Below are 25,824 nucleotides of genomic sequence, written 5' to 3' on the forward strand. Positions count from 1 at the left end.
CTTTAACTTGAGCGGGCATAAAACATGAACAAGATTTCCCCACTAGCCAAAATTTCCCCACTAGCTGATATCGAATCTTCAGTTCGCGGTAGCGAACTTAGCGTTCAAGCCGACGCTAGCATCGACAGCTTTGTCAAGATAAAGTTTGCTGGAGGGTCAGGCAGTATACAGATAGGCCAAGGCACGCACCTGAACTCTGGCGTAGTAATTTATTCTGGTAACGGGGTCATCCTTGGAAAAGGGGTCCTGGTTGGTGCCAACACTACCTTCGCCTCCACTAACCATGCCTACCAGAGCAAGGAAAAAACCATTCTCGAACAGCGTTTTCTGCCAAGCAAGGGCGGAATTCTGGTCGAGGATGATTGCTGGATTGGTGCAGGCTGCATTTTGTTGGATGGCGCGATTTTACGTAGAGGTTGTGTCGTAGCTGCTGGTGCTGTCGTACGTGGCGAATGGCCTGCCTATTCTGTACTGGCGGGCACCCCCTTGAGGATTGTTCGTATGCGGGAATAGTTTTGTTGTCGGCTTTCATTGGCAATGGGACTGCTTCTTAGCTTTTTCACATTGCACGTCCTGACTGTTGGATGCCCTAAGACAAGTGATTCACCAGGGTTTTTGCTGCATTTGCAGTCGCGCATCGGGTTAGACTAAATGCACGACTGAATCAATGGGCTTATCGGCGCATCAAATGAGTTGTATCAGATTATCCGTCGTAGAAATCCGTCAGGCGCGGAAGTAACTAAGAGCTTGTCCTCAATGGATTTGTCTATCTGAAATTCTGGATGGAATTTTAGCCATTCCCATACGGCTGTTTTGGGGTTATTCCCCTTGGCCCAAGGGCGATCTTCCCAGATGTGGCCATCCGGCATGTCTTCTACAAACGTATCGAATACGACGCAGTAACTGCCAGGACTGACTAATCCAGCATAGGCATTCAACTCGGCAAGTACATGTTCATGGGTGTGGTTGGAGTCTAGAAAGACCAGAGTGCGCTTGCCTTTGGCCAAGGCGTGCACCTGTGCCACGATATTGGTATCAATGCTGGAGCCTTGAAGCAGAGAAATGCGGTGCGCCATAGGGTGTGACTCGATAGCTGTTCGATTGTGTGGGCGGATATCTATATCTATTCCCACCACTTCGCCATGCCCGAGTAATTGCAGCATCGAAGCTGAAAGGATGACTGAACCGCCGTGCGCAATGCCTGTTTCCACGATCAGGTCTGGTTTGACCGCCCAGATAATCTCCTGCATGGCGATGGCATCAGTAGGTAATTGGATCATGGGCCGGCCAAGCCACGAAAAGTTGTTCATGTACTTACGTTCTAGTGCTTTGGCGCGCCAAGTGGCAGACAGAGTACGAAACTCTTTATCATCGGCAAAGTTGGCGATGCGTTCGCGTTTCTCGCTGCGATAGTCTTCAACGGCGGTGGGGGTGGTTTCCAGATAGCTCATGAAAGGCCTTTGGTATTGCGATATTGACGAAGGAACTCAGGAAAATAATCGTCGAACGAGCGAGGAGTGAAATGAAACTCTGTGCGCAGCCGTCTCGTGTCGATGGGTTTGAATTCCCAGCTGGTTGCATTGGGCGCCACATCAAAGGAAAAGCCCATGTGCTGAGATAGCATGCCTATAATCTCGAGGTTGCTTACGGTGTGACCACTTGCAACATTGATGATACCCTGCGCCGGCGAGGCAGCAATGCTAGTCAAAGCCTGTACGGCGTCATCGATGTAGAGATAGTCTTTATTTGAATCGAGCGAGGTCTGTAGGTGAATATGCCCGGTGCTACGCGCCTCTTCAAGAAGTTGGTCGATGAAGGTGTCTGGGTCAGGTCGTACGCCGACAATGTTTGACAGGCGTACCACGCGGGCTAGTGGGTGACCGCCATGCAGGCATAACGATTCCCCCAACAACTTGGATAGGTTATAGAGATCGCCCGGCGTGTTAGGATTTACGCTCAGAATACTGCGTTCATGCGTCTCGCTACTCCCCGTGTAAACGCGAGTGCTCGATAGATAAGTAAGCGACGTAAAATTGCCCCGAGCCAGCAGTTGGCGCAACACACAGACGTGAGCTTCTACCGTATCCAGCGGGTACAGACGAAAATCCGCAGTCAAGCCGATGCAGTAGATCACGTGGCCCAGCGATTCTGTGCCCAAGGATTCGTTCTTGTGTGGCGCCCGGTAGTCCAGGTCGTTACGAGCAAAATGCTGTACCAGATGGCTGCCTATAAAACCTCTACTGCCCAAGACGGTGAAATGCTCGGTGCTCATCAGCGCGCTCCTTTTACCTATGGCGTATCAGTCAGAGAACCGTCAACGTTGGAACTGTAACTACAAAATTGACGTTAGAGTGCATGAGGGGTTGGAGTTGGGCGCAGATTTCTTCGTGTAAGTTCCATGGCAGAATCAACACATAATTTGGTTGGTGTCGAATAAGATATGCTTCATTCACAATAGGAATGCGACTTCCAGGCAGGAATTTATCCTGTTTGGCGGGATTCCTGTCCACTACATAAGGTAGAAGATCAGGGCGCACACCTGCGAAATTCAGCAACGTATTGCCTTTTGCTGCAGCGCCGTATGCGCCTACTTGCTTGCCCTGCTGTTTGGCATCCAGCAGAAATCCCAATAGGTCATTCTTAATCTTTTCCGCCTCTATCTGAAAATCGCTATAGAACGTGGTGGTCGTGATTCCAGCGGTCTGCTCACGTTGCCGCATTTTATCCAGACGAGCCGAGACTGTATGTGTACCCGTATCGCTGCGTTGAGCGTATAGGCGCAGGCTGCCGCCATGCGTGGGTAGTTCTTCGACGTCGAATAGCGCAAGCCCATTGTGAGCAAATATTGTTTCTGCTGAGGTAAGGGACAGATAGGAATAGTGTTCGTGGTAAATGGTGTCGAACTGGTTTTCCATTACCAGGCGTAGTAGATGTGGGAACTCAAAAGTAGCGACACCATCTGGATTCAATAACGTTGCAAAACCACGGGTAAAGTCGTTTATATCCGGTACATGTGCGAGTACATTGTTGGCAATCAGCAAGTCTGCTCGTTTGTCTTCTTGAACTAAGGCTTCAGCTAGTGCGACACCAAAGAACTCCTCGATGATGTTCAGCCCTTTTTCACGGGCGGCAGCGGCGGTGCTGGCAGTCGGTTCTATACCGGTGCAGGGGATGCCAGCTTGTTTGATATATTGCAATAGATAGCCGTCATTGGCGGCGATTTCGACTACGTGGCTATTTTTGGTCAGGCCAAACCGGGGAATAATGCTGTTCACATACTGTCTTGCATGCGCCAGCCAGGAATCGGAATACGAACTGAAATAAGCGTAGTCGTCGGTGAACAATGCTTCACGCCCGGCGTAGTCTTCCGTCTGCACCAACCAGCAGTGTTCGCACACTAGTACGCGCAGGGGATACCAGACTTCTGGTTCCTGTAAAGTACTTGCGCTAAGGTAGGCATTGGATGGTGGAGCGCTGCCCAGGTCTATCAAGGAAAGATGCAGCGTCTGGCCGCAGTGACGGCATTTCATGTTTTTATTCCTGCGAAATCTTCTGAAATCAAGGGGTGATGGGCATCACGCTCCGACATGACGGTAATGGGTTTTGGCCACCTTATAGACAGCGCGGGGTCTTTGGGGTTCAAGCCTGCTTCTGCTTCTGGGGTGTAGGATTCATCGTGGCAGTACAGAAGAGTGACGTTATCTGTCAAAGCCTGGAATCCATGGGCAAAGCCAGCCGGTATCAGTAAAGCATGCAGATTATCCGCTGACAGTTCTTCAGCATGCCACTGTAGAAAGGTGGGAGATCCTTGACGCAGGTCGATAGCCACGTCCCACACACGACCCTGAAGGCAACTGACCAGTTTTGTCTCAGCATGAGGCGGCCGCTGATAATGCATTCCACGCACAGTGCCCTTCAGTGCGGTGTGAGTGTGGTTTATTTGTGCAATGGGCTTATGCCATCCGGCAGCGTCGAGCTCGTCTGCACAGTATAGGCGTGTTAGATACCCACGCTCATCACCCAGACGTGTTCGTATCACTCTTTTCAAACCAGGGACGGGCAAGGGTGTGAGGATGAAACGACTCATGATTGTGCGGTGAAGTGGTCGATATCCATCAGACACAGTTGACGGGAGTTCCGTCCCTCATGCTGGGCCCGATACCATTGCATTGTGTACTGCACCGCCTGCTGTAGAGACCATACCGGCACATGATCTAGTACCTGCCGGGTGAGGGTGGTTTCCAATGCCAACCAAGCGGCTTCGTGCGGCCCCTGCTTGTCGTTGCCGAAATGCGCCTTGCCGCCACCGTAGGCAGCTTGCGCTAATTGGATGACATCGCGTACGGTGGCGGCCTCATGTGGGGCAGGGCCGAAGTTGTAGGCATTTGCCAAGGAGGGCGTTCGCCACAGTTGCTCGGCTAAACGCAAATAGCCCGACAGAGGCTCCAGCACATGTTGCCAGGGGCGAATAGCGTCAGGACGACGAATCTCCAGAGGAGCGCCGGTTTGCCAAGCGCGTACCGCGTCGGGAATCAATCTGTCTTCCGACCAATCTCCACCGCCTATTACATTGCCGGCGCGAGCACTAGCGATAGCTACGCCCTGAGACTGCAGAAATGCATCGCGATAGCTGGAGATGACCATTTCGCTGGCTGCCTTGCTGGCGCTGTAAGGGTCATATCCACCTAGCGGATCAGTTTCGCGGTAGGGGTAGGAAGTATCAGTGGAACGATACACCTTGTCGGTAGTCACCATTACAGCAACTTTGATGCTGTCCAAGTCACGGAGCGCATCCAATATGTGCGCTGTTCCCAGTGTGTTGGTGTGATAGGTACCGAGTGGATCGCGGTAGCTGGCGCGCACCAATGGCTGCGCTGCCAAGTGGAACAGAACGTCGGGTTTGGCGGCACGGATAATAGCGGCGGTTCGAGCCGCGTCGCGAATATCGCAAAATTGGCTGTCAAGTGTCTGCCCTACACCAGCCTCTACGTACAAGCTCGGTGTAGTGTTAGGCGCAAGTGCGAGACCCGTAACCTGTGCCCCCATGCGCACCAGCCAGATGGCCAGCCAGCTCCCCTTGAAACCTGTATGTCCAGTGAGTATTACGCGCTTTCCATGCCAAAAATCGGCATGCGGGGCGGCAGTGTGAGCGGCTACCATATTTTCCAGGGTGCCTGATTGTTATGCCAGAGTTCCTCCAAAAGGTTTTTCTCTCGCAAGGTATCCATGGGCTGCCAAAAGCCCTTGTGTTCAAAGGCATGTAATTGCCCACTGCGAGCCAAAGTTTCCAACGGCTCACCTTCCCAACTGCAGGCATCGTCGTCAATCAGATCCAGCGTGCTAGGGGACAACACAAAGAAGCCGCCGTTGATCCAGCCCCCTTCGCCTCTAGGTTTTTCCATGAACCCCTGGACGGCGGTATCATCGCGCATTAGCGCACCATACCGACCTGGGGGAAGAACGGCCGTAATGGTTGCTTGCTTGCCGTGCGCCTTATGGAAGGAGATCTGGGACGTGATATCAATGTTGGCAACGCCGTCCCCATAAGTAAAGCAGAAGGCCTCTTCATTTTGCAGATATGAGGCGACACGCTTCAGGCGTCCACCAGTCATGGTGCTTTCGCCGGTATCAACCAGTGTGACGCGCCAAGGCTCCGCGTTGCGTTGATGGACTTCCATCTGGTTATTCGCCATGTCGAATGTCACATCGGACATATGCAGGAAGTAATTGGCAAAGTATTCCTTGATCAGGTAACCCTTATAGCCGCAGCAAATGATGAAGTCCTGGATGCCGTGAGCGGAGTAAATCTTCATGATATGCCACAGTATAGGGCGACCGCCTACTTCGATCATAGGTTTAGGGCGCAAATGGGTTTCTTCCGAAATGCGGGTGCCGAGTCCTCCCGCAAGAATCACTGCTTTCACCGTGGAATCCTGTTTTGAAACGTTGTGTAACTTTCGCTGAAGCCTATGGGGTTTTTTTGATTCTAAGACGAAGCAGCGGCTTCGGAAGGCACGAATAGCGGGCCTTTCATAGCTTATTTTTAGATGGCAAGGGCATCATGCTAACTTTTTGCGAAACGCCTTTGAGCGGCGGAGCGTCGTTACTTCAGTGGACCGGTTCGGCTACCTGTGAATCGCCCCGGGAATGAACTGACCCCCAAGAGTTGGACACAACCTTGGAGGGCATATGAGGAAATTCGACCTCAGGTTCAAACTGAAAGTGGTTCGTGACTACCTCGCGGGCAAAGGGGGATACAAAATCCTCGCAGCCAAATACGGCATCGCTAACAGCCTCGTCAGAAGTTGGGTGGCGGCATACCAACACCATGGCAGTGCCGGTCTCGTGCGTCAGCGCGGCCGATACACACAAGAGTTCAAACTGGAAGTGCTGCACCGTAGGGCAGCTGAAAATCTGTCTTACCGTGAGCTTGGCGCTATTTACAATATCGGTAACCCTCATAGCATCATGTTATGGCAGCAACAACATGAACGCGGCGAGCTTCGTGCGCCGCAGAGCCTTCCATCATTGGACCATTCGATGTCGACAAAGAAAAAGAGGTCGCCTCGGTCGCCAGAATCTGAGCTGTCAGCGGAAGACGGACTACTGCGCGAGAATCAACGGTTACGCGCGGAGGTCGCGTACTTAAAAAAAGTCAGTGCCTTGGTTCTAGCGAAGAAATTGGCGCAGCGGAAAGGGCGCAAATAGTGCTGGAACTGAGGCATGAATTTCCCTTGACAGACTTGCTGCATGTTGCGCAACTGCCCCGCAGCACGTTTTATTATCAGGCCAAGGTTTTGCGGTCGCCTGGTCGACATGACGAGCTCAAAGCGAAAATTCAGGCCGTCTATGCGGAACATCGCGGCCTGTATGGTTATCGTCGCATCACGGCGACTATCCGTCGTGATGGCCATCTGGTCAATCATAAGGCCGTACAGCGACTTATGAGTGAAATGGGCATGAAATCGCGCGTGCGCGCAAAGAAGTTCAGGTCTTATAGGGGCGAACTCGGTGAGGCTGCCCCCAACTCTCTGAACCGCGAATTTGCTGCATCGCAAGCAAACCAGAAATGGGTGACGGACGTGACCGAGTTTGCCGTGGCAGGCAAGAAGCTGTATCTGTCGCCGGTTATGGACCTCTACAATGGTGAAATCGTGGCTTACCAGACCAGCAATCGACCCGATTTCTCACTGGTCATTAATATGCTCAAGAAAGCCGCAAGGAAATGCACAGGGACGGACGGTCCCCTACTTCATTCCGACCAAGGCTGGCACTACCGGATGCAGCCGTATAAAGCGGCCCTAGCCCGATACGGCATGAAGCAAAGTATGTCGAGAAAGGGGAATTGCTTTGATAATGCAGCTATGGAGAGCTTTTTCGCTACCTTGAAAGCGGGGGTGTCAGAAATTCCGTGTTCGAGGCGGGTTGAGCATTACATGGAACGGCGGATGAATCGATCCTCGTAGAGAATGGCGAATTGGTTCATGGCTTGCTTCCAGTCGTGAGCGGAACGGCTCCATTTTGCCGTGATATTACGCAGCGCCAGCCAGAGCAGTTTAGCGGCAGCCTCATCGTTGGGGAAATGCCCTCGGGTCTTGATGATTTTGCGCAGTTGCGAGTTGATGTTCTCGATGGCGTTGGTGGTGTAGATCACGCGGCGCACGGCCGGCGGGAAGGCGAAGAACGGAATCACCCGATCCCAGGCATTGCGCCATGCCGCGCTGACGGTTGGGAATTTCTGTCCCCAAGGGCCGTTGGCAAAAGCCTCCAATTCGGCCTGTGCGGCCTCGGCACTGATGGCGGTATAGATCGGCCGGATGGCAGCCGCCAGGGCTTTACGGTCTTTCCAGCTCGCATAATCCAGGCTGTTGCGGATCAGGTGAACGATGCAGGTTTGAAGCGTGGTGGCCGGGAAGACGGCGGCCAGCGCCTCGGGCATGCCTTTGAGGCCATCGGTGACGGCGATCAGGATGTCCTCTACGCCCCGGGTCTTCAGGTCGTTAAACACCTTCATCCAGAATTTGGCTCCTTCGGTGCCCTCGATCCACAGCCCCAGGATGTCACGGGTGCCGTCGGGCAGCACCGCCAGGGCCAGGTAGACGGCCTTGTTGCGTACGACGGCATCCTCGCGGATCTTGACCCGCAGGGCATCGAAAAAGACCACCGGATACACCGGCTCCAGCGGCCTAGCCTGCCAGGCGGCGACCTCGGCCATGACTTCGTCGGTAACGGAACTGATGAACTCCGGCGAGACCTCAGTGGCGTACTGCTCCAGCAGAAAGCCCTGGATCTCGCGCACCGTCATGCCCCTTGCATACATGGCGACGATCTTGTCGTCAAAGCCGGTGAAACGGCGTTCGTGTTTGGGGATCAGCAGCGGCTCGAAGCTGCCGTCGCGGTCGCGAGGCACCTCGATGCGGATCGGGCCGTCCTCGGTCAGGACCGTCTTGGCACCCTTGCCATTGCGCTGGTTGGTGACCGCCGCTGGCTTGGCGGCTCCGGCCGGGTAGCCCAGGTGATGGTTCATCTCACCGGCCAGGGCGCGCTCGATCAGCGCCTTCTTGAAGGCCAGCGATGCAGCATTGATGGCTTCGGCCGTCATCGGGCCGTTACCGAACGACTCCAGCAGTTCTGGGGCAATGGTCGGCAGCGTGGTCGCTTGGGTTCTTGGTTTGCGTGGCATAGACACTCCTTGGCGTCATGTTATGCCTCAAACACGAAATTACTGACAGGCCCTTGAAAGCCGAGTATTTCCATCTCTCCGATTTCGACGATATCGAGCAACTGAATGCGGGCCTGAGGCGCTACATCGACTACTACAACCGGCACCGTATCAAACTCAAGCTTGGCGGAATGAGTCCAATGGAATATCGGCTACGGGCAGTATCCCATTAAAACTTAACCGTCCAACTCTTGGGGGGCAGTTCATTCCCGGTGTGATTCAAGGTCGTCCTGCTCGTCAGCCGTCAGATAATGTTCAATTCGGTATAGGCTCATTTTCGTTTATGACGAATGAAAATCAATAGGCTCAAACTGCCGGGGTGACTGGCGCATAGAATCGCCGTCAGTATGGACACAGCATGTGAACGATGCCGCATTCTCGTGTGCTGTTAATGCCATACTTATCCTTCAAGCGGAATGCCTGTACAAGCCTCGATCCTCACAACCGCCCATAAACCCGCCCGCAGTACTCCAAGCACTCCTTCATCAATAACCCGCTCGGACTCAAATCCTTTTCTCTCCACACCGCGTGCACCCGCCCCAACACCGACGAGATATCCAGCGGAACAATGAAAAGCTTCCCGTTGGAAACATGCTCATTTGCCAAGGTCCTCGGCAGCAGCCCAATCAGCGATGTACGCGAAATCAAACCGATATTTGCGATAAGGGACACCGACTCCACGCTGCCGTTCGGCAATTCCAGTCCGTGGTTTCGAAGCAGTTCGATCAGGGCATGGTAGACCGGGGAAGTCGTGGTGGGCACGATCCATGGATTGCCTTTCAGGTCTTTCCATGTCGGGCGCATGCGGGAAGCCAAGGGGTGCTGCCGGGAAACGACGATCACCAGCGGGTCGCTGGCAATCGCCGTGCTGCGCAAGACGTGGCTTTCGGGCGGCGCGGGGTTGCGCGCTACCACCAGGTCCAGGTGGCCATGCTCCAACCGGGGGAAGAGCAAGTCGGCGGTGCCTTCGGTGATGATGACCGAAGTGTTGGGCGCCCTGGCGCGGAAGGCGGCGATGGCCTCCGGTATCAGTACCGGCGTGACGGTGGTGACGACACCCAGTGACAAGGTTGCGGCATCGCCCGACAGCAGGGTGTCGAAGTCTTTGCGCGCATGATCCAGCTGATGCAGGATCTCGCGCCCACGGTCGACCATGACGTTGCCGAATGGCGTGAAATCAACGCCTTGTCCCGCGCGGGTGATCAGATCTATGCCCAGCGCGGCTTCCATTTCGGCAATGCGTTTCGATATGGCCGGCTGCGACACGTTGAACGCCTGCGCAACGGCTTTGACCTGCTTGAGATCCGCCAGAGTGACCAGGATGCGCAAGTGCTGCAGCTTCAGGCCGGATTCGAAGAAGCGTTCAATGGTATCGGTGCGATGCATAGTGTGTTGAGGGTCAGACCCCGAATGGGGTCTGACCCTTCTGGCCCAGTGTTTGGGGTCAGACCCCGTACGGGATCTGACCCCTTGAATTACCAAATAGTTATGAATTTAACCTGAAAAGTAATTTTTCAGTAATGTTGGTCGCTGCTATAGTGGCCAACTGACTCAGCCACACCATCATTGCAAGGGCCACAATAATGACCACACGGAGACAATTCCTTTCGTTCGCCGCCGCGGCTGCCGCGGGTTCTTCTTTGGGTTTGAGCCGGTTTGCCGCCGCGCAGTCCGGCGTCACCAAGCTGATGGTCGGCTTCCAGGCGGGCGGCGGCTTCGATGCCATGGCGCGCATCGTGGCGGAGCAATTGCAAAAGCATCAGCAGAAGACCTTCATCGTGGAGAACAAGCCCGGCGCGGCCGGCCGCTTGGCGGTCGATACGGTCAGGCGCTCGGCGCAGGACGGTTCGGTGCTTCTGGTGACGCCGTCGCCGGTGCTGACGCTGGCGCCCCATACGGAAGGCGATGTGGCGTTCGATCCGCTGCGCGATCTCGCGACGATCGCCCGCCTGGCGTCATTCGACTATGGCTTTGCCGTCAGCGCCGCGTTGAATGTTTCGACGCTGCAGGAATACATCGATGCCGTGCGCAAGGACGGCCAACTGGGCGCGTACGGCTCCCCGGGCGTCGGGCTGACGCCGCATCTGGTCGGCATGATACTTGGCCGCGAAGCGGGAATCGACATGCTGCATGTTCCCTACAAGGGCACGGCGCCCGCGCTGCAGGACGTGATGGGCAACCAGATTCCTGCGGTGTGCGCGACCGCTCCAGCATTGGTTGCCGGCCACAAGAGCGGGCGCATCCGCGTCCTGGCGACCACCGGTTCCAAGCGCAACCCCGATCTTCTAGATGTGCCCACCTTTACCGAGGCGGGGCTCAAGAACCTGACCATCGAGGACTGGGCCGTGCTGAGCGCGCCGGCGGGAACGCCGGCGGAAGTGGTCGACGCGCTAAGCCAGGCAGTGCAGGCATCCTTGACCGATTCCAAGCTGCAGCAGCAATTCAAGCAGCAGGGCTTCTACCCGGCTGGCTTGTCGGCTGACGCGGCTACGGCATTGCTGAAGTCCGACTACGAGCAATGGAAGACGCTCGTCAAGGCGGTGGGTTTCAAAGGCAATTAGAGCATTATCATGAGTTCCAGGAACGTTATCGTCTTGCTGTCGGACGAGCACAATGCCGACGTCATGGGTTGCGCGGGTCATCCCATGGTCCGGACCCCCAATCTGGATGCGCTCGCGAAACGAGGCACCCGCTACACCGCGGCCTACACACCGTCGCCGATCTGCGTGCCGGCGCGCGCCAGCATCGCCACCGGCCGCCATGTGCACGAGCATCGCTGCTGGGACAACGCCATCGCCTACGACGGCCGCAGCCCCAGTTGGGGACATCGCCTGCAGCAGGCGAACATGCGTGTCGAATCCATAGGCAAGCTCCATTACCGCAAGGAAGAGGACCCCACCGGATTCGATCGGCAGCAATTGCCGGTGCACATCATGGATGGAATCGGGCAGGTTTTTGGGTCGGTGCGCGACCCGTTGCCGGAAAGCATCGGCAAGATGCCTCTTTTCGACAAGATTGGCGCGGGCGAGTCGAGCTACAACCGTTTTGATCGAAGCGTGACGGAACTGGCCGTGCAGTGGCTGCATGATCGCGAACAGGTGGATGACGGCCGGCCGTGGGTATTGTTCGTCGGCCTGGTCGCGCCGCATTTTCCCTTGATCGTGCCGCAGGCCTACCTGGACCTTTACCCGCTGGACAAGATCCCCATGCCCAGGCTTTCACCCAAGAATGGCTATGTGCGCCACCCTTGGGTGGAACGGCAGGTCAGGTATTCGGATCACGATGCGGCGGTGGGCCCCGATGAGCGCAAGCGGCTTGCCATTGCGACGTATTACGCACTGACCACTTTCATGGACGAGCAGGTCGGCAAGATCGTGGCGGCCCTGGACGCCTCGGCTTTCGCGTCCAACACCACCATCGTGTATTCCAGCGACCATGGCGACAATATCGGCGTGCGCGGCACGTGGAACAAATGCTTGATGTACAGGGAGTCGACGGCCGTTCCCATGATACTGTGCGGCCCCGGCGTGCCATCGGACCAGGTGTGCGGCACGCCCGTCAGCCTGGTCGATCTGTACCCGACCATTACGGACGAGGTCGGGCTGAGCCGGCATGCGGACGATGCCGACTTGCCGGGCAAGTCCCTGGTAAAAGTGGCCAACGAAGAAATGGACGCGGATCGCCTGGTTTTGAGCGAATACCATGCCATTGGTTCGGACTCGGCCGGCTACATGATTGCCGATGCCCGGTACAAGTACCACGAGTATGTCGGTTATCCGCCCGAGCTTTTCGACCTGGAGAACGATCCGGGTGAAACCGTCAATTTGGCCGATGAGCCGCAGTACAGGGCGATCGTCGAACGCTATGCCGAGAAACTGCGCGGCATGCTGGATCCCGTTGCGACCGATGCACGGGCGAAACGGGATCAGGCGGCGCTGGTCGCCTCCTTCGGCGGAAGGGAAAAAGCGCTGGCCATGGGCACGCCGGGAGCCTCGCCGGTACCGGCGACGTAGGGGTCAGACCCAACGGGTCTGACCCCGGATCACGCCGCCTGCGTCCGGCCCGATGGCTGGTATGAAATCCGCAGGTGCGAACCGCCTCAGGCACCTTTCCTCGATAGCGTAATCGCAGGCTGCGCTACCACAGGGTCCTTAGGCACGGCCAGCAAGCCGTCTTGCAGCGCGTCGATCAAGGGTTGCCGTTCATTGCCCATTTTGTAGACTACGCCGATCTCGCGCGTCACCCGGGGCCGGGCCAATGGCATCACGGCCACACGTTCGTCCAGGCTCCATCTAGCGGGCGTCAGCGGCAGAATCGACACGCCGAAGCCGCGCGCCACCATGCCGGCAATCGTTTCAATCGAATCCAGCTCCATGGACTCTCGCACGCGCAGGCGATATTGCCGCAAAAGATTGTGAATCAGTTGCCCCGTCCATGATGTACGCGTGATGCTGATGAACGGGTGGCTGGACAGCACCTCGGGCAGCGGCTGTTTCGTAAAGGGCGCCGGCGCCAGCAGCACCAGCGGCTCGTCCGAGACCTTGCTCCAGGCCATGCCGCCATGCAGACGATGCGGCGGTGGCCCGACGATGGCCACGTCAAGCTCTCCGCGCTCGACCTTGTGCGTCAGTTCGCTTGATACGCCGGTTGATACGTGCACGGTGATGCCGGGATGGCTGTCTCGCAGTCTCAGCAAGGCGTCGGGCAGCAAGCCCGAGAAGGTAGGAGGAATGGCGCCCACCGCCAGTGTGCCGCCCAACTGCTGTTCATCGAGATTTTGCGCAATGTTTTCGTAAAGGCGCAGCAGTTCGGCTGCCCTTGGCACCAGCAATCGGCCCGCGCGGGTAAGCACGACCTTGCGCGCGCTGCGGTCGAAAAGCTGCACTTTCATGTCTTCTTCCAGGCCTTTCATCTGGATGCTGATGGCCGCCTGGGTAAGTCCGATATTTTGCGAAGCGGCGGCGTAGCTGCCGTATCGGGCGACGGCAAGAAAGGTTTTCAGCGAGCGGATGTTCATTGGGTGTCCTGGGGATCTCTGACGCGTTGAAATCATCTGGCAAACGCTTCGATCGCGGCGCTTACGCAAAGGTTCATCTGCGCACCTATTCTTAAATAAATTTTAAGATAAATAATAAAAATATTAACTTTTATTGCTGATATGGCCTACCTATAATCGATGAAATAAATAGGAGACGCCCGTTGGACAAGTATGCCCACGAACTGCAAGCGGGGGACAGCTACGAGCCCTTGCGGTTCATCGTGACGCCCGAGCTGAATCAGCAATTCCTTTATGCGGTCGAGGACTTCAATCCCATCTTCATCGAAGGCCGGAATGGTCGACCGCCCTTGGTGCATCCGGTGCTGCTCATGCACATGAGTCCCCGCACGCGCAGCCCATCCTACAAACAGGCGCCCGGCATGGGGTCGGCTTTCGCCAGCGACCGCAGCACCTATCTGGCGCCAGGCTACGTGGGTGACACATTCGAGGTGCAGTGGCGCATTGTCCAGACCTATCCGAAGCGCGACAAGATCTATCAGGAATACGTGGCCGAGATCCGCAATTCCCGGGGCCGGACCGTGCTGCGACGCGAGCTTGCGTCCACGTTCTTTTCCCAAGGAAAGATCAAGGCTGTGGAGGAAGCACGACCATGAAGCTGCCGATCGATGAAATGAAGCCCGGCGATGTCCGTTGCGGCAAGCCGCGCAGCCTGACCATGGCGCGCGCCCTGGCCCTGTCGGGCGGACCTTTTGACAAGCCGGGCTGGCCGGATAGAAACCTGCATACCGACGCCGAGGTTGCCCGGTCCACGGGCTTGCCGGACGTGGTCGTGTCGGGTACGCAATGGGAAGGTTATCTCGTCGGATTGCTGGTCGATACGTTCGGCATGGATTGGTTCAATGGCGGCAGGCTGCAGATAAAGATACCGCGCAGCGTGCGGATCGGCGATACGGTCCAGGCCAAGCTGCGGCTGGACGAGGTTGCCGATCAGCATGGTCAACGCCTCGCGAAGATGACGGTTTGGTGTGAAAACGGGCTGGGTCAGGAGGTCATGGTCGGAACGGCGGAATGCCCGGTCGGGGGTCAGACCCCGAATGGGGTCTGACCCCAAAAGAACCGTACAGGGGTCAGACCCTAAGGGTCTGACCCCATCTCCGAGCTGCAACGGGGTCAGACCCCGCATGGGGTCTGACCCCTCAAAAAGGTGAAGCGCAATTGAAAGCACTTAGCGAAGCACAAACGAAAACATGGCTGCGGCAGCGCGGTTTGCCCGTGCCTTGGGGCATGGCGGCGCAGAGCCCCCACGAAGCGCTGGCTTCGCACCAGGCGCATGGGGGCAGGGCGGTCGTGAAGGCGATGATTCCCACTGGACGCCGGGGCAAGGCGGGCGCGGTGATCATGGCGGACGACGCGGAGCAGCGGGCCTCGGCGGCCGATCATCTGCTGGGCAAGGTCGTTAACGGTCATGCCGTCGGCGCGGTGTACCTGGAAGAGCGGGTCGAGATCGATCACGAATACTTCCTGTCCTTTTCCATCACCGAGGGAAGACCGCAAATCTTGCTGAACCTGACCGGTGGCGTCGATATCGAGGACATCGCGCGCGCGCATCCCAGCAGTTTCGTGCGTGAAGACATCGATATCGCGGCCGGAATCACGCCCTGGAAGGCCACCGAGCTCTGGCTCCGGGCGGGCGCTCGCGGCAAGGCATTGACCACGCTGTCGGATATTACCTGTCGCCTGTTTGCCGCATTCCGCAAGGCCGACGCCATGACTCTGGAAATCAATCCGCTCGCCATGGGCAAGGATGGCAAGCTCCACATCGTGGGGGCGATGATGGGCGTGGATGATAATGCGCTGTTTCGCCACCCCGATTGGCGTGTGCAGGCCGGCGATCTTCCGGACAATCCCCGCGAGCGTGCGGTGGCCGTCGCGAACCAGGAGTTCGAGGGCGGGGAGGCCCAGTACGTGGAATTGGAAGGCGACATCGGCTTGCTGGTCGGCGGCGGGGGCGCGGGCCTCTACATACACGACATGGTGATCGCCGAGGGCGGCGCCCCGGCCAACCATTGCGTGACGCCGCCAACGTCCAGCGACAATCGCAAGCTGAAAGCGGTGCTGAACGCCATTTTCGAGAAGCCCGGACTGAAGGGCCTGTTGATCGGCTTCAACTTTGCGCAAATGGCGCGTACCGATATCCGGGTGCGCACGCTGGTCGAGTTGCTGGACGAAAAAAAGATCGATACGGCGCATCTTCCCATCGTCATCCGGCTGTTCGGCACGGGCGAGCAGGAGTCGCGCCAGATGGTCGCCGGCCGCCCCAATATTCACTATCTGCCGCGAGGGGCGACGCTGCGCGACGCGGTGCAACTGATCGTGCGGCTGACGTCGCCGATGGCGATACAGGCGTAAAAGGGGCGGGCATGGGCATACTCATCGATGCGGACACACGGGTGATCGTCCAGGGCATCACGGGCGCTCAGGCAAGATTCGACACCGAGTCCTGCCTGAACTACGGCACGAAAGTCGTGGCGGGCGTGACGCCGGGCAGGGGCGGCGAGACGGTGCACGGTATCCCGGTGTTCGATACCGTGCAGCGTGCGATGCAGGGGCGCCGCGTGGATGCCTCGGTCATCTATGTGCCGGCGGGCATGGTCAGGCAGGCAGTGCTGGAAGCCATCGAGGCGGGCATCAAGCTGCTTGTCGTGACCGCCGAATATGTTCCCATCCACGATGTGATCGAGATCGTCGGCATTGCGCGCAAGAACGGCGTCCGGCTCGTGGGCTGCAATACGAACGGCCTGATCTCCCCGGGAGTGGGCAAGCTTGGCGGCGCGGGTGGTCCGCACCCCGAACAGATCTACACGCCCGGCCGCATCGGCGTGGTGTCGCGCTCCGGCGGTATGATGGCTGAGATCGCGCTCGCACTGTCGGCGGGCGGCATGGGCGTCTCGTCCTCCATAGCCATGGGAGGTGACCTGATCACGGGGTTGACCATGTCCGACTACTTGGCGCTGTTCGAGGAAGACGACGGCACCGAAGCTGTGGTGCTTTTCGGGGAACCCGGTACCGACAACGAAACCGGCGTTGCAGCGCTGGTGGCCGGCGGCGGTATCCGCAAGCCGGTCATCGCCTTGATTGCGGGCGAATTCCAGGAAAACTATCCGGCGGGCGTAAGCTTCGGGCATGCGGCCGCCATGATCACCGACAACAATAAAAGCGCGACCGCCAAGCGTCGCATGCTGGCCGATGCCGGCGTGCGCGTAGCCGCGGCGTTGGACGATATTCCGGAGATGATTCGGGGCGCTTTAGGAGGCAGGAGTCAGACCCCATGCGGGGTCTGACCCCACGCACTTGACTTCGCGCACTTCCACCAATACAAGGAGACGATAATGCGCAACCCACTAGTAAAACTGGCTCTTCTCTGCGCTTCATTGCTGGCCGGCGCGGCGGCGATGCCGGCCACGGCCGCCGGCAGCCCCAACGACTATCCATCGCGGCCGATAAAGATGGTCGTGCCTTATTCGGCGGGCGGGAACACGGACGCCATCGCCCGTTTGCTGGCCCAGCGTTTGTCCGAGTCCATGGGGCAGCAGGTGATCGTCGACAACAAGCCGGGCGGCAATACCCTGATCGGCACCGAGGCCGTCGCGCGGTCCGCAGGAGACGGCTACACGATACTCCTGACGACGCTTACCTTCGCCGTGCTTCCCAGCCTGTACAAGCAACTGCCTTACGATACGCTCAAGGATTTTTCTCCCGTCACACTTGCGGTCACGCTGCCCAATGTGCTGGTGATCAACAAGAAGGTGCCGGCGCAAACACTGCCCGAACTGATCGACTATGCCAAGCAGCACCCAGGGGTTCTGAATTACGCTTCCACCGGCAGTGGAACATCGCCGCATCTTTCCATGGAGCTGCTCAAGCACATGAGCGGCATAGACGTGGTGCACGTGCCCTACAAGGGCGGTGGCCCGGCGATGACGGATCTGCTCGGCAACCAGATCCAGGCGCAATTCATCGGGCTGCCCGTCGCGATCCCGATGATAGAGTCCGGTAAGCTGACCGCCGTCGCCGTGACCAGCGAGAAGCGTTCGGAAATCGCGCCTGAAATCCCGGCGATCGCCGAGTTCCTGCCAGGATACGCAATGAATCCGTGGTTCGGAATCCTTGGGCCCAAGGACATGCCGGCACCCGTCACCAAGCGCTTGCAGGAGGAAGTGGCCCGTGTCCTGCAGGAGCCCGAGGTCAGAAAGCAGCTGCAGCAACTGGGCGCCGAACCGGTTGGAAGCACACCGGACTCATTTGCCGAACACATCAAGAACGAAATGAAGCTTTACAAGGGCGTCATCGATGCGGCGGGAATCAAGCTGGAGTAGGGCCAGTGCCGCCTTACGTACTTCCCGCAAGCAGCCTGGTTCCACGCTCGCCCGTATCCAGCACATCGATTTACGATGCGGCGCTACATCTACATACATGGCTGCCCGGATTCGGAGCCGATGGGGATTCCGCGTTCGCACGGCTGCGTAAGAATGCGCAATGCGGATGTCATTGAGCTCTTTGATCAGGTCGAGAGGGGAACTAATGTACTGATTCAGCCTTGAGAAACCAGCCTGATGCCACCGCGAGCCGTCATGCCATGACGCATTTCAGGCGCCGGCAGCGCCATGCCCTGTGTGGTTTCGGCCGACGCATGCGCAAGCCTGTTTTTACCCGTGTTCAACACTGCGATCGACAGGCGCAGGTTCTCGGCTTCGTCCCCCAGTGCCCGCACGGTATGGCCCAGATCCTGCACCAATGCCGCGTTCTGGTGCGTGACGCTGTCCATTTGCGCAATGGCCTGGTTGATTTGGTCCAGTCCGCTGGATTGCTCGGCGGAGGCGGTGGATATTTCCGCCATGATGTCGGTGACCTTGCGCACGGATTCAACGATTTCTTCCATGGTCTTGCCCGCCCGAGCGGCTTGTTCGGAACCGATGGCCATGCGATCGACCGATACGTTGATGAGGTCCTTGATTTCCTTGGCGGCGGTGGAGCTCTTCTGTGCCAGGCTGCGCACTTCGCCGGCGACCACGGCGAAGCCTTTGCCGGCCTCGCCGGCGCGGGCCGATTCGACCGCCGCGTTCAGGGCCAGGATGTTGGTCTGGAAGGCTATCTCTTCGATCAGGGAAACGATGTCGCCGATCTTGCGCGAGCTTTCGTGTATGCCGTGCATGGTGGCGACCACGTCGTGCACGACGGCCCCACCACGCTGGGCGGTCTGCATGCTGGCATCGGCCAGTTGGCTGGCCAGGTTGGCGTTGTCGGCGTTCTGCTTGACGGTGACGGTCAGCTGCTCCATGCTGGCGGCCGTTTCCTGCAAGGACGCGGCCTGGTCTTCCGTGCGGGCGGAAAGGTTGGTGTTGCTGGTTTCCAGGACTTGTGCGGTATTGGCGGTGGCGTAGGCGCCATTGTGAACATCGGTGGCGATGCCCAGCAGGCTCTTGCGCATCATGTCCAGATAGAAATAAAGATTGCCGACTTCGCCTCTTTGATCGGCGTCGATGTCTATCAACAGATTGCCCGCGGCGATCTGCCTGGCGATGCGGGCGGCGCCTTCCAGAGGTTGCACGACCCGCTGGGCGATGACCCAGCCGTAGGCGAGGCTGGCGATGGTGGCCGCCGCAATGCCGCCCAGCGCCCACCACCGGTAGGCATCAGGCATGCCTCCGGTCAGCGCGAACCATGATGCAGCGGCAATGGTGGCGGTGGTGAGCGTGGCCATGCGCAGCATGCCTGCCCGCAGCGTGTTGCTGAAGGGCAGGGCAAGCAGATCCACGGTCCGCCGCCAGCCGGTGCGTACGCGCTGCCCGGCCTTGACGGTGTAGCCTCGAGCCTGCCCGGCATTGATCTGTTCGTAGAACTCCTGGGCTGCCGCGACCTGGTCTTCGGTGGGCTTGATGCGCACCGAGGCATAGCCCGTTACTTCGCCATCTTCGTATATGGGGGCGGCGTTGGCCAGCACCCAGTAATACCCGCCATCTTTCCTGCGATTCTTGACCAGGCCAAGCCAGGGCTTGCGAGCATGCAGCGTATCCCACAGGTCCTGGAACGCTTCCGGCGGCATGTCGGGGTGGCGGATAAGATTGTGGGGCTGGCCGATCAGCTCTTCGCGGGTGTACCCGCTGATTTCGATGAAGGCGGGGTTGGCGTAGGTGATTCTGCCTTTCTTGTCGGTTTTGGAAATCAGGTACTGATCCGGTCGCAGCTTGGTTTCTACATCGTAGACAGGATAATTCTTACGCATGGTTCGGGTTCGGAGTGTCTCTTGAGTCGGGAGGCTGCGGCGTCAACGCTTGTAAAAAGGCCCTGGGGTGTCCAGGGCCTGCGTATGCCGTTTGCTTACGTTTTGTTATATGCAGCGGTGAATTGTTTATTTTATACTATAAACCATGCTTGAAGAATGGTTATTGCCATAGTATTTAAAGCGCGCATTCGCAGGTTGAAATGCAAGGGGGCCGCCCTGTACGAGGACGGCCCCCTTGCGTTCATGCATTACGTCAATACAGCACTTGCGGCAGCCACAGGCCAATGGCCGGGAACAGGTACAGCAGCACGATGGCGATGATCTGGATCCCCATGAAAGGCAGCATTCCCGCAAAGATCTGATTCAAGGTGACATGCGATGGGGCCACCCCCTTCAGGTAAAAGGCGGACATGGCCACGGGCGGCGACAGGAAGGCGGTTTGCAGGTTCAGCGCAACCAGCAGCCCGAAGAACAGCGGGTCGATCTGGTAGTGCGCCAGCAGCGGCAGGAAGATAGGCATGAAGATCACGATGATCTCGGTCCATTCCAGCGGCCAGCCCAGCAGGAAGATCACGATCTGGGCCAGTATCATGAATTCGATCGGCGTCAGGTTCATGCCCATGACCCAGCTGTTGATGATTTCCTGCCCGCCCAGCAGCGCGAAGGCCGCCGAGAAAATGCTGGACCCCACGAACAGCCAGCACACCATGGCGCTGGTCTTGGCCGCCAGGTACACGGACTCCTTCATCATCTCCATGTTCAGCTTGCGGTAGGCCAGTGCCAGCAAGATGCCTCCGAACGACCCCATGGCGGCTGCTTCGGATGGTGTCGCAAGGCCGAACACAATGCTGCCCAGCACCGCCAGAATCATGATGGCCAACGGAAAGAACGAGCTGAGCAGCATCTTGAAGATTTCAAGCCGCGCAAAAGTGAAGATGGTGTAGAAGGCGATAAGCAGTATCGTCCCGATGATGAGAGTGATCCAGAACGATTGTGGAGCCGGCGTGGCTTGGGCTGCGGCGTCTTCCCCGGCCCCTTCGGCGGCAGCGGTCGACGCCGTGGCTTCGGTGCTGCCGGCCGCGCCCAGTTGCTCGGCCCCTTCGGGTTCGGCCAAGCCGCCTGAATACTGGTCCTGGCTGTCGAATTCGGCCGAAAAACCCATTTCGACCAGGCCGGTTGCTTCCGCTGGCGCCGGGGCGGTGACGATTTTGTAGGTGAGGCCCATGGCCGCTACGAAAACGAGAGCGGGCAACAGAGCAATGAACGACTGCCCGAGCAGCGTCTTCATGGGGACGTCGACGTTGCGCTTGCCCTTCATTGCGCCGATCAGGCCGGGCAGCGCCCGATTGCTGACGTTGTCCTTGACTGTCTGGGCGAACTCCGGCAGGGTCACGCGGCGTTCTTCCTCGGACAGCGGAGGAGCCGACTTGGGGCTGATCTTGGCGACGGTCATGACGTAGATGACGTACAACAGCGCGAGCATGATGCCGGGGAAGAATGCGCCCGCATACAGCTTGACGACGGACACGCCGGCAACGGCGCCGTACACGATCAGCAGCACAGACGGCGGGATCATGATGCCCAGGCAGCCGCCGGCCGTGATGGCGCCTGCGGACAGCCTCACGCTATAGCCCGCCTTGAGCATGGCGGGCAGGGCCAGCAGGCCCATCAGCGTGACGACCGCGCCCACGATGCCTGTCGCGGTGGCGAACACCGCGCATGTGATGATGGTGGCCACAGCCAGCGACCCCGGCACGCGCGCCATGGCCAGGTGCATGCTCTTGAACAGTTTTTCGATGAGGTTGGCGCGTTCGACCAGGTAGCCCATGAAAATGAACAGCGGTACGGCGATGAGCACATCGTTGGTCATTACCGCGTACGTACGCAGCACCATCAGGTCGAGCGTTTGCTCGATCGCTATCTGGGCACCCATGTTCCGGTAGGCAAGGTAGGTGAACATCACCCCCATGCCCATCAAGGTAAAGGCGGTGGGAAAGCCAAGCATGATGGTCACGACGATGAGCGCCAGCATGAGCAGGCCCAGGTGGCCATTGGTGATGTCGGCCGGGGCCGGCATCAGGACGAGTATGGCGATAATGACGGCGGCCAGAATGGATAGGCCGAACCAGACTTCTTTTCTCATTATGGGTTCCCTTCCTGTTTCTTGTCGTCGGGCCCGATGCCGAGCTCTTTCATGTCTTCTTTGCTGACGTGGACCATGTCCTTGAGCTTGTCGACGTCGACTTCCTCAACGTCCTTGTCGCGCTTGGGCCACTGGCCTTCTTTCAGGCACTGTATGCAATAGACGATTTCGACGAAGCCCTGGAACAGCAGCGTGATGCCGGCCAGGGGAATGATTGCTTTGAAGGGATAGATTGGCGGGCCGTCGGCCGTGATCGTGGAGTGCTCGTTGATGATCCAGGACTCGGATGCATAGTTGTACCCGGCCCAGGCCAGGGCGACGACGCCGGGGATGAAGAACAGGATGTACAGCGCCAGGTCCAGCCCGGCCTGCAGGCGTGGCGGAAAAAAACCATACAGCACGTCGCCGCGCACGTGACCATTCTTGGAAAGCGTGTAGGCTCCCGCCATCATGAACAAGGCGCCGTACATCATGTTCATGGCGTCGAACGCCCATGAGTGCGGTTGCCCCAGCGCATAGCGGGAAAAGACTTCGTAGGTAACAAATAAGGTCAATGCCAGGACGAACCAGCCGAACAGCTGTCCGATCCAGGTATTGACCTGGTCAACAGTACGCAAGAATTTTTGCATGGAAAGACTCACCTTGCTGGGGGGGACGGCGGCGCCGCCCGGATCGTCGGGTGGCGCCGCTGTGAAGCAGAGCTAAGGGTGATCAGCTCTTTTTCGGAGCAGGCTTCCTGCCAAAGTAGTGGTTATAGGCCATGCGACGATTATTGTTGGTGTCCATGTCCCACGCCATTGCCCTGGCGGCGAATGCGCGCTGGGATTCGTCGATTTCCTTGAACAGCGGATTGGTCTTGCTCTTTTCGGCAATGATCTGGTCCCATACCACCAGCTGCTGCGACAGAATGGCGTCGGGTGTCTTGTAGAAGCGCACGCCGTCTTCTTTCTGCAGCTTGATGTAGTCTTGCGAATAGCGATCGACCGCTTTCCAGGACATGTCTGCTGACGCCGCTTCGACGCCGTTGGCGATGATGGCCTTCAGCTTGTCGGGCAGGGCGTTGTACTTGTCCTTGTTGAAGATGATTTCGAAGGTTTCCGAGGACTGGTGGAAGCTTTGCAGCATGCAGACCTTGGAAACATCGGGGAAGCCCAGCAGGCGGTCGGACGTGGCATTGTTGAATTCAGCGCCGTCCAGCAGGCCGCGGTCGAGCGCAGGCACGATTTCGCCGCCAGGCAGTGCGTTCACGGCAGCGCCCATGGTGGTGAACAGGTCAATGGCCAGACCGTTGGTGCGGAACTTGAGCCCCTTCAGGTCTTCGGTTTTTGTAATCGGTTTCTTGAACCAGCCAAAAGGCTGCGTGGGCATGGGGCCGGAAAGGAAGGTGACCACGTTGCCGCCGATTTGCGAATAGAGCTTGTCGAGCAGTTCTTTGCCGCCGCCGTATTTGTGCCATGCCAGCACCATGTTGGCGTCCATGCCAAAAGCGGGACCGGACGAGAACAGCGCCAAGGCATTCTGTTTTCCGTAGTTGTAGCCGAGCACCCCGTGGCCGCCGTCGAGCGTGCCCTTGGATACGGCGTCGAGCAGTGCGAAAGCCGGAACCACCGCGCCTGCGGGCAGGACTTCGATCTTCAGTTCGCCACCCGTCATGTCATTGATTTTCTTGGCGAAATCGAGCGCGAACTCATGAAAGATGTCTACAGTCGGCCATGTGCTTTGGAAGCGGAAGTTGGTCGGACTCTGCGCACTGACGATAGCGGGGAAGCCCATGGTGACCGCAGCGGCGGTACCAGCTGCTGCGCCCCCCAGAAACTGGCGGCGCGTGGGTTTGGATAGGACGGTTTTGCTGTCCACTTTCTTGCTGCTGTTCATTGGTTTGTCTCCTGGCTTTTTGTGCTACGTGGTTGCATGCAACGCGTTACATGCAAATTAACTGCCGAGGCATTTATAGGCGATAGCGAGCGCTATCGTCAATAATGTGGAAACCCCTAAGAGCCATATTTAGTTTAGGTTTAAACTAAATGAAAAAAAACCAAGGCGCAATATCCATGCGGGTTTTCAGCGCATGGTAAGAATTGCGCAGCGTCCGCAGCTGAACACTGCCCCTCGACGCTGGCAGGGTTATTACGTAGTCACGAGTTTTATTTTTTGGTTACGGCTGTGCTTTTTTGTTATTGCCGCATGCCTGCCGGCATTTATGCGTAGCGGCGAATGCCGGCAGGCATCCAGAGCAACGACCCGTGGCCCGGGACAGTGGTTTTGCGCATTTTGCGCTTGCGTTTCGGGGCCGGCGCGTCTTCGCTGACTTGCCAGGAGTCTTTCGTCAGGGAAAGCACGCGCTGTATGGACGTTGCGAGAACTTCGTCACTCGGCCCTGCTTGGGCATTGAAGTCGGTATGCGTGTCGGTATTCATGCTGGACAGTATGGCGGCGAAAGTTGACGGGCGTGTGACAAATGGAATCTGGGTCGAACGGCGCTCATGGCCTCCAAGGCGGCGCTCGCCCTCTGTGTAACCAGGCTGGGGCCTTCGGCAGGCCTAGTTGGGCGGCTGGCGATTTTGCCCGGGCCCGCGCTGGCGCTGGCTGACCTGGTCCTGACTGCTGCCTATCTGGCTGGTATGGCCGTCCTTTTTGCTGCGTTGCTGCTGATCTCCATGGCTGCGCTGGTTTTCACGAGGCGGATCGTCGTTCTGCGGATTCTCTGTCTTGCGATTCATGATGTGCTCCACGTATTGGGGATGAACTCCTCAGCAAGCGGCGTGCCCAAGGCCGGGCAAGCGTACGAAGGCGCCCCTAATTGTCCGAAAGGCGCTGCATCAATCTGCGCGCGTCGAATGGCGCCTGTACTTTCTTGTCATTATCAAAATAGCAGTAGACGTCCCTTCCGGCTCGCCGCCGGGCCGGCTTCGATGATATTCGCTGCACATCCTTGGGCTCGAGACCGCTCGCCCATTTTCTGATGCGAATCGACCAATGTTCCAGAGCGGCATCGCTGTATTCGCCACCGTACAGCGTTTGCGTCCCGTGCAGGCGCAGATAGGTGAAATCCGAGGTCATGTCCTCGGCATAAGGCCAGTCGGCCACCGAATCCGATATCACCAGCGCTGCGCGATACTTGCGCAACAGCTTTATGAACGCTTCGTCGCAAAAGCTGGGATGGCGTATCTCTATGGCGTATCGCAGCCGTCGTTTGCGTCCGGGCGAGAGACAGACTTCTTTGACCTGTTTGTCATGCTTCGCCGCGAGACTGGCCGCTTCGTCGGTATGCGCGGGCAGAGATTGAAGGATGGCTTCGAAGGCCACGCGGTCGAACTTGAAGCTGGGCGGAAACTGCCAGAGGATGGGACCGAGCTTCTCATGCAAATTGAAGATGCCCGAGGCAAGGAAATTGGCCAAGGCAACGCTGGCGCGTTCGCCGCGAAAGCGCAGCATGTGAGTCAGGTAGCGTGGGCCTTTTACGCTGAAGACGAAACCTTTGGGCGTTGCCTCATACCAGCGCGTATAGCTTTGCGGCGACTGAAGAGAGTAGTGCGACCCATTGATTTCTATGGTCTGTACCTCGCGCGACGCGAACTCAAGTTCCTGCGCCTGCTTGAGCTTGGCAGGATAGAACACGCCACGCCATCCAGCGTAACGCCAACCTGATATACCGATGCGGATACGGGCCATGAAGG

At 58.0% G+C, this 25,824-nt stretch carries 25 protein-coding genes and 2 pseudogenes; 11 read left to right on the forward strand and 16 right to left on the reverse strand.

All coding sequences use genetic code 11. The annotated features are described in order from the left end of the window. The first annotated feature begins 24 nt into the window (after positions 1–24). A complete protein-coding gene (locus ACSBPU_RS08600) occupies positions 25–513 on the forward strand; it encodes an acyltransferase (protein ID WP_442597264.1) in 489 nt (162 codons plus the stop codon). A 185-nt stretch (positions 514–698) separates the two neighbouring features. Here ACSBPU_RS08600 and ACSBPU_RS08605 read toward each other — a convergent pair whose 3' ends face one another. Genes ACSBPU_RS08605 through rfbF form a run of 6 tightly spaced genes read right to left on the reverse strand, consistent with a single transcriptional unit; the run spans position 699 to position 5,924 of the window. Then, positions 699–1,451 (reverse strand): cephalosporin hydroxylase family protein, encoded by a 753-nt coding sequence (locus ACSBPU_RS08605; protein ID WP_442597266.1) that lies wholly within the window; start codon positions 1,449–1,451, stop codon positions 699–701. Further along, a complete protein-coding gene (locus ACSBPU_RS08610) occupies positions 1,448–2,272 on the reverse strand; it encodes an NAD-dependent epimerase/dehydratase family protein (protein ID WP_442597268.1) in 825 nt (274 codons plus the stop codon). The genes ACSBPU_RS08605 and ACSBPU_RS08610 overlap by 4 nt, the downstream gene beginning before the upstream one ends. 31 nt (positions 2,273–2,303) lie before the next feature. Then, positions 2,304–3,530: a methyltransferase domain-containing protein gene (locus ACSBPU_RS08615; RefSeq protein WP_442597270.1), complete on the reverse strand. Its 1,227-nt coding sequence runs from the start codon at positions 3,528–3,530 to the stop codon at positions 2,304–2,306. Beyond that, on the reverse strand, positions 3,527–4,087 hold the full coding sequence (locus ACSBPU_RS08620; RefSeq protein ID WP_442597272.1) for a dTDP-4-dehydrorhamnose 3,5-epimerase family protein: 561 nt from the start codon (positions 4,085–4,087) through the stop codon (positions 3,527–3,529). The genes ACSBPU_RS08615 and ACSBPU_RS08620 overlap by 4 nt, the downstream gene beginning before the upstream one ends. Further along, on the reverse strand, positions 4,084–5,160 hold the full coding sequence (rfbG, locus tag ACSBPU_RS08625) for a CDP-glucose 4,6-dehydratase (protein ID WP_442597274.1): 1,077 nt from the start codon (positions 5,158–5,160) through the stop codon (positions 4,084–4,086). Before rfbG ends, ACSBPU_RS08620 begins: the two co-directional genes overlap by 4 nt. Continuing rightward, positions 5,154–5,924 carry a glucose-1-phosphate cytidylyltransferase gene (gene rfbF / locus ACSBPU_RS08630; RefSeq protein WP_442597276.1) on the reverse strand — a complete coding sequence of 257 codons (771 nt, stop codon included), beginning with the start codon at positions 5,922–5,924 and terminating at the stop codon, positions 5,154–5,156. Before rfbF ends, rfbG begins: the two co-directional genes overlap by 7 nt. Positions 5,925–6,189: 265 nt before the next feature. Between rfbF and ACSBPU_RS08635 the strand changes: the two are divergent. Next, positions 6,190–7,519 (forward strand): annotated as a pseudogene (locus tag ACSBPU_RS08635) (IS3 family transposase); the annotation flags it as partial. Here ACSBPU_RS08635 and ACSBPU_RS08640 read toward each other — a convergent pair. Continuing rightward, positions 7,433–8,683 carry an IS256 family transposase gene (locus tag ACSBPU_RS08640; protein WP_442593333.1) on the reverse strand — a complete coding sequence of 417 codons (1,251 nt, stop codon included), beginning with the start codon at positions 8,681–8,683 and terminating at the stop codon, positions 7,433–7,435. The pseudogene ACSBPU_RS08635 and the gene ACSBPU_RS08640 sit on opposite strands and share 87 nt — an antisense overlap. Positions 8,684–8,736: 53 nt before the next feature. Here ACSBPU_RS08640 and ACSBPU_RS08645 point away from each other — a divergent pair. Next, a pseudogene (locus ACSBPU_RS08645) lies at positions 8,737–8,895 on the forward strand (IS3 family transposase); the annotation flags it as partial. A gap of 265 nt (positions 8,896–9,160) precedes the next feature. Here ACSBPU_RS08645 and ACSBPU_RS08650 read toward each other — a convergent pair. Further along, positions 9,161–10,108: a LysR family transcriptional regulator gene (locus ACSBPU_RS08650; RefSeq protein ID WP_442597278.1), complete on the reverse strand. Its 948-nt coding sequence runs from the start codon at positions 10,106–10,108 to the stop codon at positions 9,161–9,163. 197 nt (positions 10,109–10,305) lie between these two features. Here ACSBPU_RS08650 and ACSBPU_RS08655 point away from each other — a divergent pair, with 197 nt between their 5' ends. Together ACSBPU_RS08655 and ACSBPU_RS08660 are read left to right on the forward strand one after the other, a co-directional pair. After that, the gene (locus ACSBPU_RS08655) at positions 10,306–11,283 is read left to right on the forward strand and encodes a Bug family tripartite tricarboxylate transporter substrate binding protein (RefSeq protein ID WP_442597280.1); all 978 of its coding nucleotides are present in this window, start codon (positions 10,306–10,308) and stop codon (positions 11,281–11,283) included. A 9-nt stretch (positions 11,284–11,292) separates the two neighbouring features. Continuing rightward, positions 11,293–12,735 carry a sulfatase-like hydrolase/transferase gene (locus ACSBPU_RS08660; RefSeq protein ID WP_442597282.1) on the forward strand — a complete coding sequence of 481 codons (1,443 nt, stop codon included), beginning with the start codon at positions 11,293–11,295 and terminating at the stop codon, positions 12,733–12,735. An 86-nt stretch (positions 12,736–12,821) separates the two neighbouring features. Here the strand turns inward: ACSBPU_RS08660 and ACSBPU_RS08665 are convergent, their stop codons facing one another. Continuing rightward, positions 12,822–13,739 (reverse strand): LysR family transcriptional regulator, encoded by a 918-nt coding sequence (locus ACSBPU_RS08665; RefSeq protein ID WP_442597284.1) that lies wholly within the window; start codon positions 13,737–13,739, stop codon positions 12,822–12,824. 182 nt (positions 13,740–13,921) lie between these two features. On the opposite strand from ACSBPU_RS08665, the gene ACSBPU_RS08670 reads away from it, so the two are divergent. The 6 genes from ACSBPU_RS08670 to ACSBPU_RS08695 all read left to right on the forward strand — a co-directional run bounded on the left by ACSBPU_RS08670 (position 13,922) and on the right by ACSBPU_RS08695 (position 18,322). After that, positions 13,922–14,374, forward strand: a complete 453-nt coding sequence (locus ACSBPU_RS08670; protein WP_442597286.1) for a MaoC family dehydratase — start codon at positions 13,922–13,924, stop codon at positions 14,372–14,374. After that, positions 14,371–14,826 carry a MaoC family dehydratase gene (locus tag ACSBPU_RS08675; RefSeq protein WP_442597288.1) on the forward strand — a complete coding sequence of 152 codons (456 nt, stop codon included), beginning with the start codon at positions 14,371–14,373 and terminating at the stop codon, positions 14,824–14,826. The genes ACSBPU_RS08670 and ACSBPU_RS08675 overlap by 4 nt, the downstream gene beginning before the upstream one ends. Before the next feature lie 110 nt (positions 14,827–14,936). Beyond that, entirely contained in the window at positions 14,937–16,130 is a 1,194-nt protein-coding gene (locus ACSBPU_RS08680) for an ATP-grasp domain-containing protein (RefSeq protein ID WP_442597290.1), read from the forward strand. 11 nt (positions 16,131–16,141) lie between these two features. Then, positions 16,142–17,062, forward strand: a complete 921-nt coding sequence (locus ACSBPU_RS08685; protein WP_442597292.1) for a succinate--CoA ligase subunit alpha — start codon at positions 16,142–16,144, stop codon at positions 17,060–17,062. A gap of 48 nt (positions 17,063–17,110) precedes the next feature. Then, positions 17,111–18,097: a Bug family tripartite tricarboxylate transporter substrate binding protein gene (locus ACSBPU_RS08690; RefSeq protein WP_442597294.1), complete on the forward strand. Its 987-nt coding sequence runs from the start codon at positions 17,111–17,113 to the stop codon at positions 18,095–18,097. 75 nt (positions 18,098–18,172) lie between these two features. Next, positions 18,173–18,322, forward strand: a complete 150-nt coding sequence (locus tag ACSBPU_RS08695; RefSeq protein WP_442597296.1) for a L,D-transpeptidase family protein — start codon at positions 18,173–18,175, stop codon at positions 18,320–18,322. Here ACSBPU_RS08695 and ACSBPU_RS08700 read toward each other — a convergent pair. The 7 genes from ACSBPU_RS08700 to ACSBPU_RS08730 all read right to left on the reverse strand — a co-directional run bounded on the left by ACSBPU_RS08700 (position 18,313) and on the right by ACSBPU_RS08730 (position 25,819). Next, positions 18,313–20,004, reverse strand: a complete 1,692-nt coding sequence (locus tag ACSBPU_RS08700) for a methyl-accepting chemotaxis protein (protein ID WP_442597298.1) — start codon at positions 20,002–20,004, stop codon at positions 18,313–18,315. The two genes, ACSBPU_RS08695 and ACSBPU_RS08700, sit on opposite strands and share 10 nt — an antisense overlap. Before the next feature lie 253 nt (positions 20,005–20,257). Then, a complete protein-coding gene (locus ACSBPU_RS08705; protein ID WP_442597300.1) occupies positions 20,258–22,147 on the reverse strand; it encodes a TRAP transporter large permease in 1,890 nt (629 codons plus the stop codon). Continuing rightward, the gene (locus ACSBPU_RS08710) at positions 22,147–22,776 is read right to left on the reverse strand and encodes a TRAP transporter small permease subunit (RefSeq protein WP_442597302.1); all 630 of its coding nucleotides are present in this window, start codon (positions 22,774–22,776) and stop codon (positions 22,147–22,149) included. The genes ACSBPU_RS08705 and ACSBPU_RS08710 overlap by 1 nt, the downstream gene beginning before the upstream one ends. Before the next feature lie 82 nt (positions 22,777–22,858). Then, on the reverse strand, positions 22,859–24,022 hold the full coding sequence (locus ACSBPU_RS08715; RefSeq protein ID WP_442597304.1) for a TRAP transporter substrate-binding protein: 1,164 nt from the start codon (positions 24,020–24,022) through the stop codon (positions 22,859–22,861). A gap of 323 nt (positions 24,023–24,345) precedes the next feature. Next, positions 24,346–24,564 carry a hypothetical protein gene (locus ACSBPU_RS08720; RefSeq protein WP_442597306.1) on the reverse strand — a complete coding sequence of 73 codons (219 nt, stop codon included), beginning with the start codon at positions 24,562–24,564 and terminating at the stop codon, positions 24,346–24,348. A gap of 123 nt (positions 24,565–24,687) precedes the next feature. After that, positions 24,688–24,867: a hypothetical protein gene (locus ACSBPU_RS08725; RefSeq protein ID WP_442597308.1), complete on the reverse strand. Its 180-nt coding sequence runs from the start codon at positions 24,865–24,867 to the stop codon at positions 24,688–24,690. Positions 24,868–24,943: 76 nt separating this feature from the next. Further along, on the reverse strand, positions 24,944–25,819 hold the full coding sequence (locus tag ACSBPU_RS08730) for a DUF72 domain-containing protein (protein WP_442597310.1): 876 nt from the start codon (positions 25,817–25,819) through the stop codon (positions 24,944–24,946). Between the last annotated feature and the right edge of the window lie 5 nt (positions 25,820–25,824).

The sequence above is a fragment of the Parapusillimonas sp. JC17 genome (assembly GCF_052180245.1).
GTDB lineage: Bacteria > Pseudomonadota > Gammaproteobacteria > Burkholderiales > Burkholderiaceae_B > Parapusillimonas.

Excerpts from the sequence above, each read along its gene's own strand:
- ACSBPU_RS08600 (WP_442597264.1), top strand. The coding sequence starts at position 25 with ATGAACAAGATTTCCCCACTAGCCAAAATTTCCCCACTAGCTGATATC.
- ACSBPU_RS08605 (WP_442597266.1), bottom strand. The coding sequence starts at position 1,451 with ATGAGCTATCTGGAAACCACCCCCACCGCCGTTGAAGACTATCGCAGC.
- ACSBPU_RS08610 (WP_442597268.1), bottom strand. The coding sequence starts at position 2,272 with ATGAGCACCGAGCATTTCACCGTCTTGGGCAGTAGAGGTTTTATAGGC.
- ACSBPU_RS08615 (WP_442597270.1), bottom strand. The coding sequence starts at position 3,530 with ATGAAATGCCGTCACTGCGGCCAGACGCTGCATCTTTCCTTGATAGAC.
- ACSBPU_RS08620 (WP_442597272.1), bottom strand. The coding sequence starts at position 4,087 with ATGAGTCGTTTCATCCTCACACCCTTGCCCGTCCCTGGTTTGAAAAGA.
- rfbG (WP_442597274.1), bottom strand. The coding sequence starts at position 5,160 with ATGGTAGCCGCTCACACTGCCGCCCCGCATGCCGATTTTTGGCATGGA.
- ACSBPU_RS08640 (WP_442593333.1), bottom strand. The coding sequence starts at position 8,683 with ATGCCACGCAAACCAAGAACCCAAGCGACCACGCTGCCGACCATTGCC.
- ACSBPU_RS08650 (WP_442597278.1), bottom strand. The coding sequence starts at position 10,108 with ATGCATCGCACCGATACCATTGAACGCTTCTTCGAATCCGGCCTGAAG.
- ACSBPU_RS08655 (WP_442597280.1), top strand. The coding sequence starts at position 10,306 with ATGACCACACGGAGACAATTCCTTTCGTTCGCCGCCGCGGCTGCCGCG.
- ACSBPU_RS08660 (WP_442597282.1), top strand. The coding sequence starts at position 11,293 with ATGAGTTCCAGGAACGTTATCGTCTTGCTGTCGGACGAGCACAATGCC.
- ACSBPU_RS08665 (WP_442597284.1), bottom strand. The coding sequence starts at position 13,739 with ATGAACATCCGCTCGCTGAAAACCTTTCTTGCCGTCGCCCGATACGGC.
- ACSBPU_RS08675 (WP_442597288.1), top strand. The coding sequence starts at position 14,371 with ATGAAGCTGCCGATCGATGAAATGAAGCCCGGCGATGTCCGTTGCGGC.
- ACSBPU_RS08685 (WP_442597292.1), top strand. The coding sequence starts at position 16,142 with ATGGGCATACTCATCGATGCGGACACACGGGTGATCGTCCAGGGCATC.
- ACSBPU_RS08690 (WP_442597294.1), top strand. The coding sequence starts at position 17,111 with ATGCGCAACCCACTAGTAAAACTGGCTCTTCTCTGCGCTTCATTGCTG.
- ACSBPU_RS08695 (WP_442597296.1), top strand. The coding sequence starts at position 18,173 with ATGCGGCGCTACATCTACATACATGGCTGCCCGGATTCGGAGCCGATG.
- ACSBPU_RS08700 (WP_442597298.1), bottom strand. The coding sequence starts at position 20,004 with ATGCGTAAGAATTATCCTGTCTACGATGTAGAAACCAAGCTGCGACCG.
- ACSBPU_RS08705 (WP_442597300.1), bottom strand. The coding sequence starts at position 22,147 with ATGAGAAAAGAAGTCTGGTTCGGCCTATCCATTCTGGCCGCCGTCATT.
- ACSBPU_RS08710 (WP_442597302.1), bottom strand. The coding sequence starts at position 22,776 with ATGCAAAAATTCTTGCGTACTGTTGACCAGGTCAATACCTGGATCGGA.
- ACSBPU_RS08715 (WP_442597304.1), bottom strand. The coding sequence starts at position 24,022 with ATGAACAGCAGCAAGAAAGTGGACAGCAAAACCGTCCTATCCAAACCC.
- ACSBPU_RS08720 (WP_442597306.1), bottom strand. The coding sequence starts at position 24,564 with ATGAATACCGACACGCATACCGACTTCAATGCCCAAGCAGGGCCGAGT.
- ACSBPU_RS08725 (WP_442597308.1), bottom strand. The coding sequence starts at position 24,867 with ATGAATCGCAAGACAGAGAATCCGCAGAACGACGATCCGCCTCGTGAA.
- ACSBPU_RS08730 (WP_442597310.1), bottom strand. The coding sequence starts at position 25,819 with ATGGCCCGTATCCGCATCGGTATATCAGGTTGGCGTTACGCTGGATGG.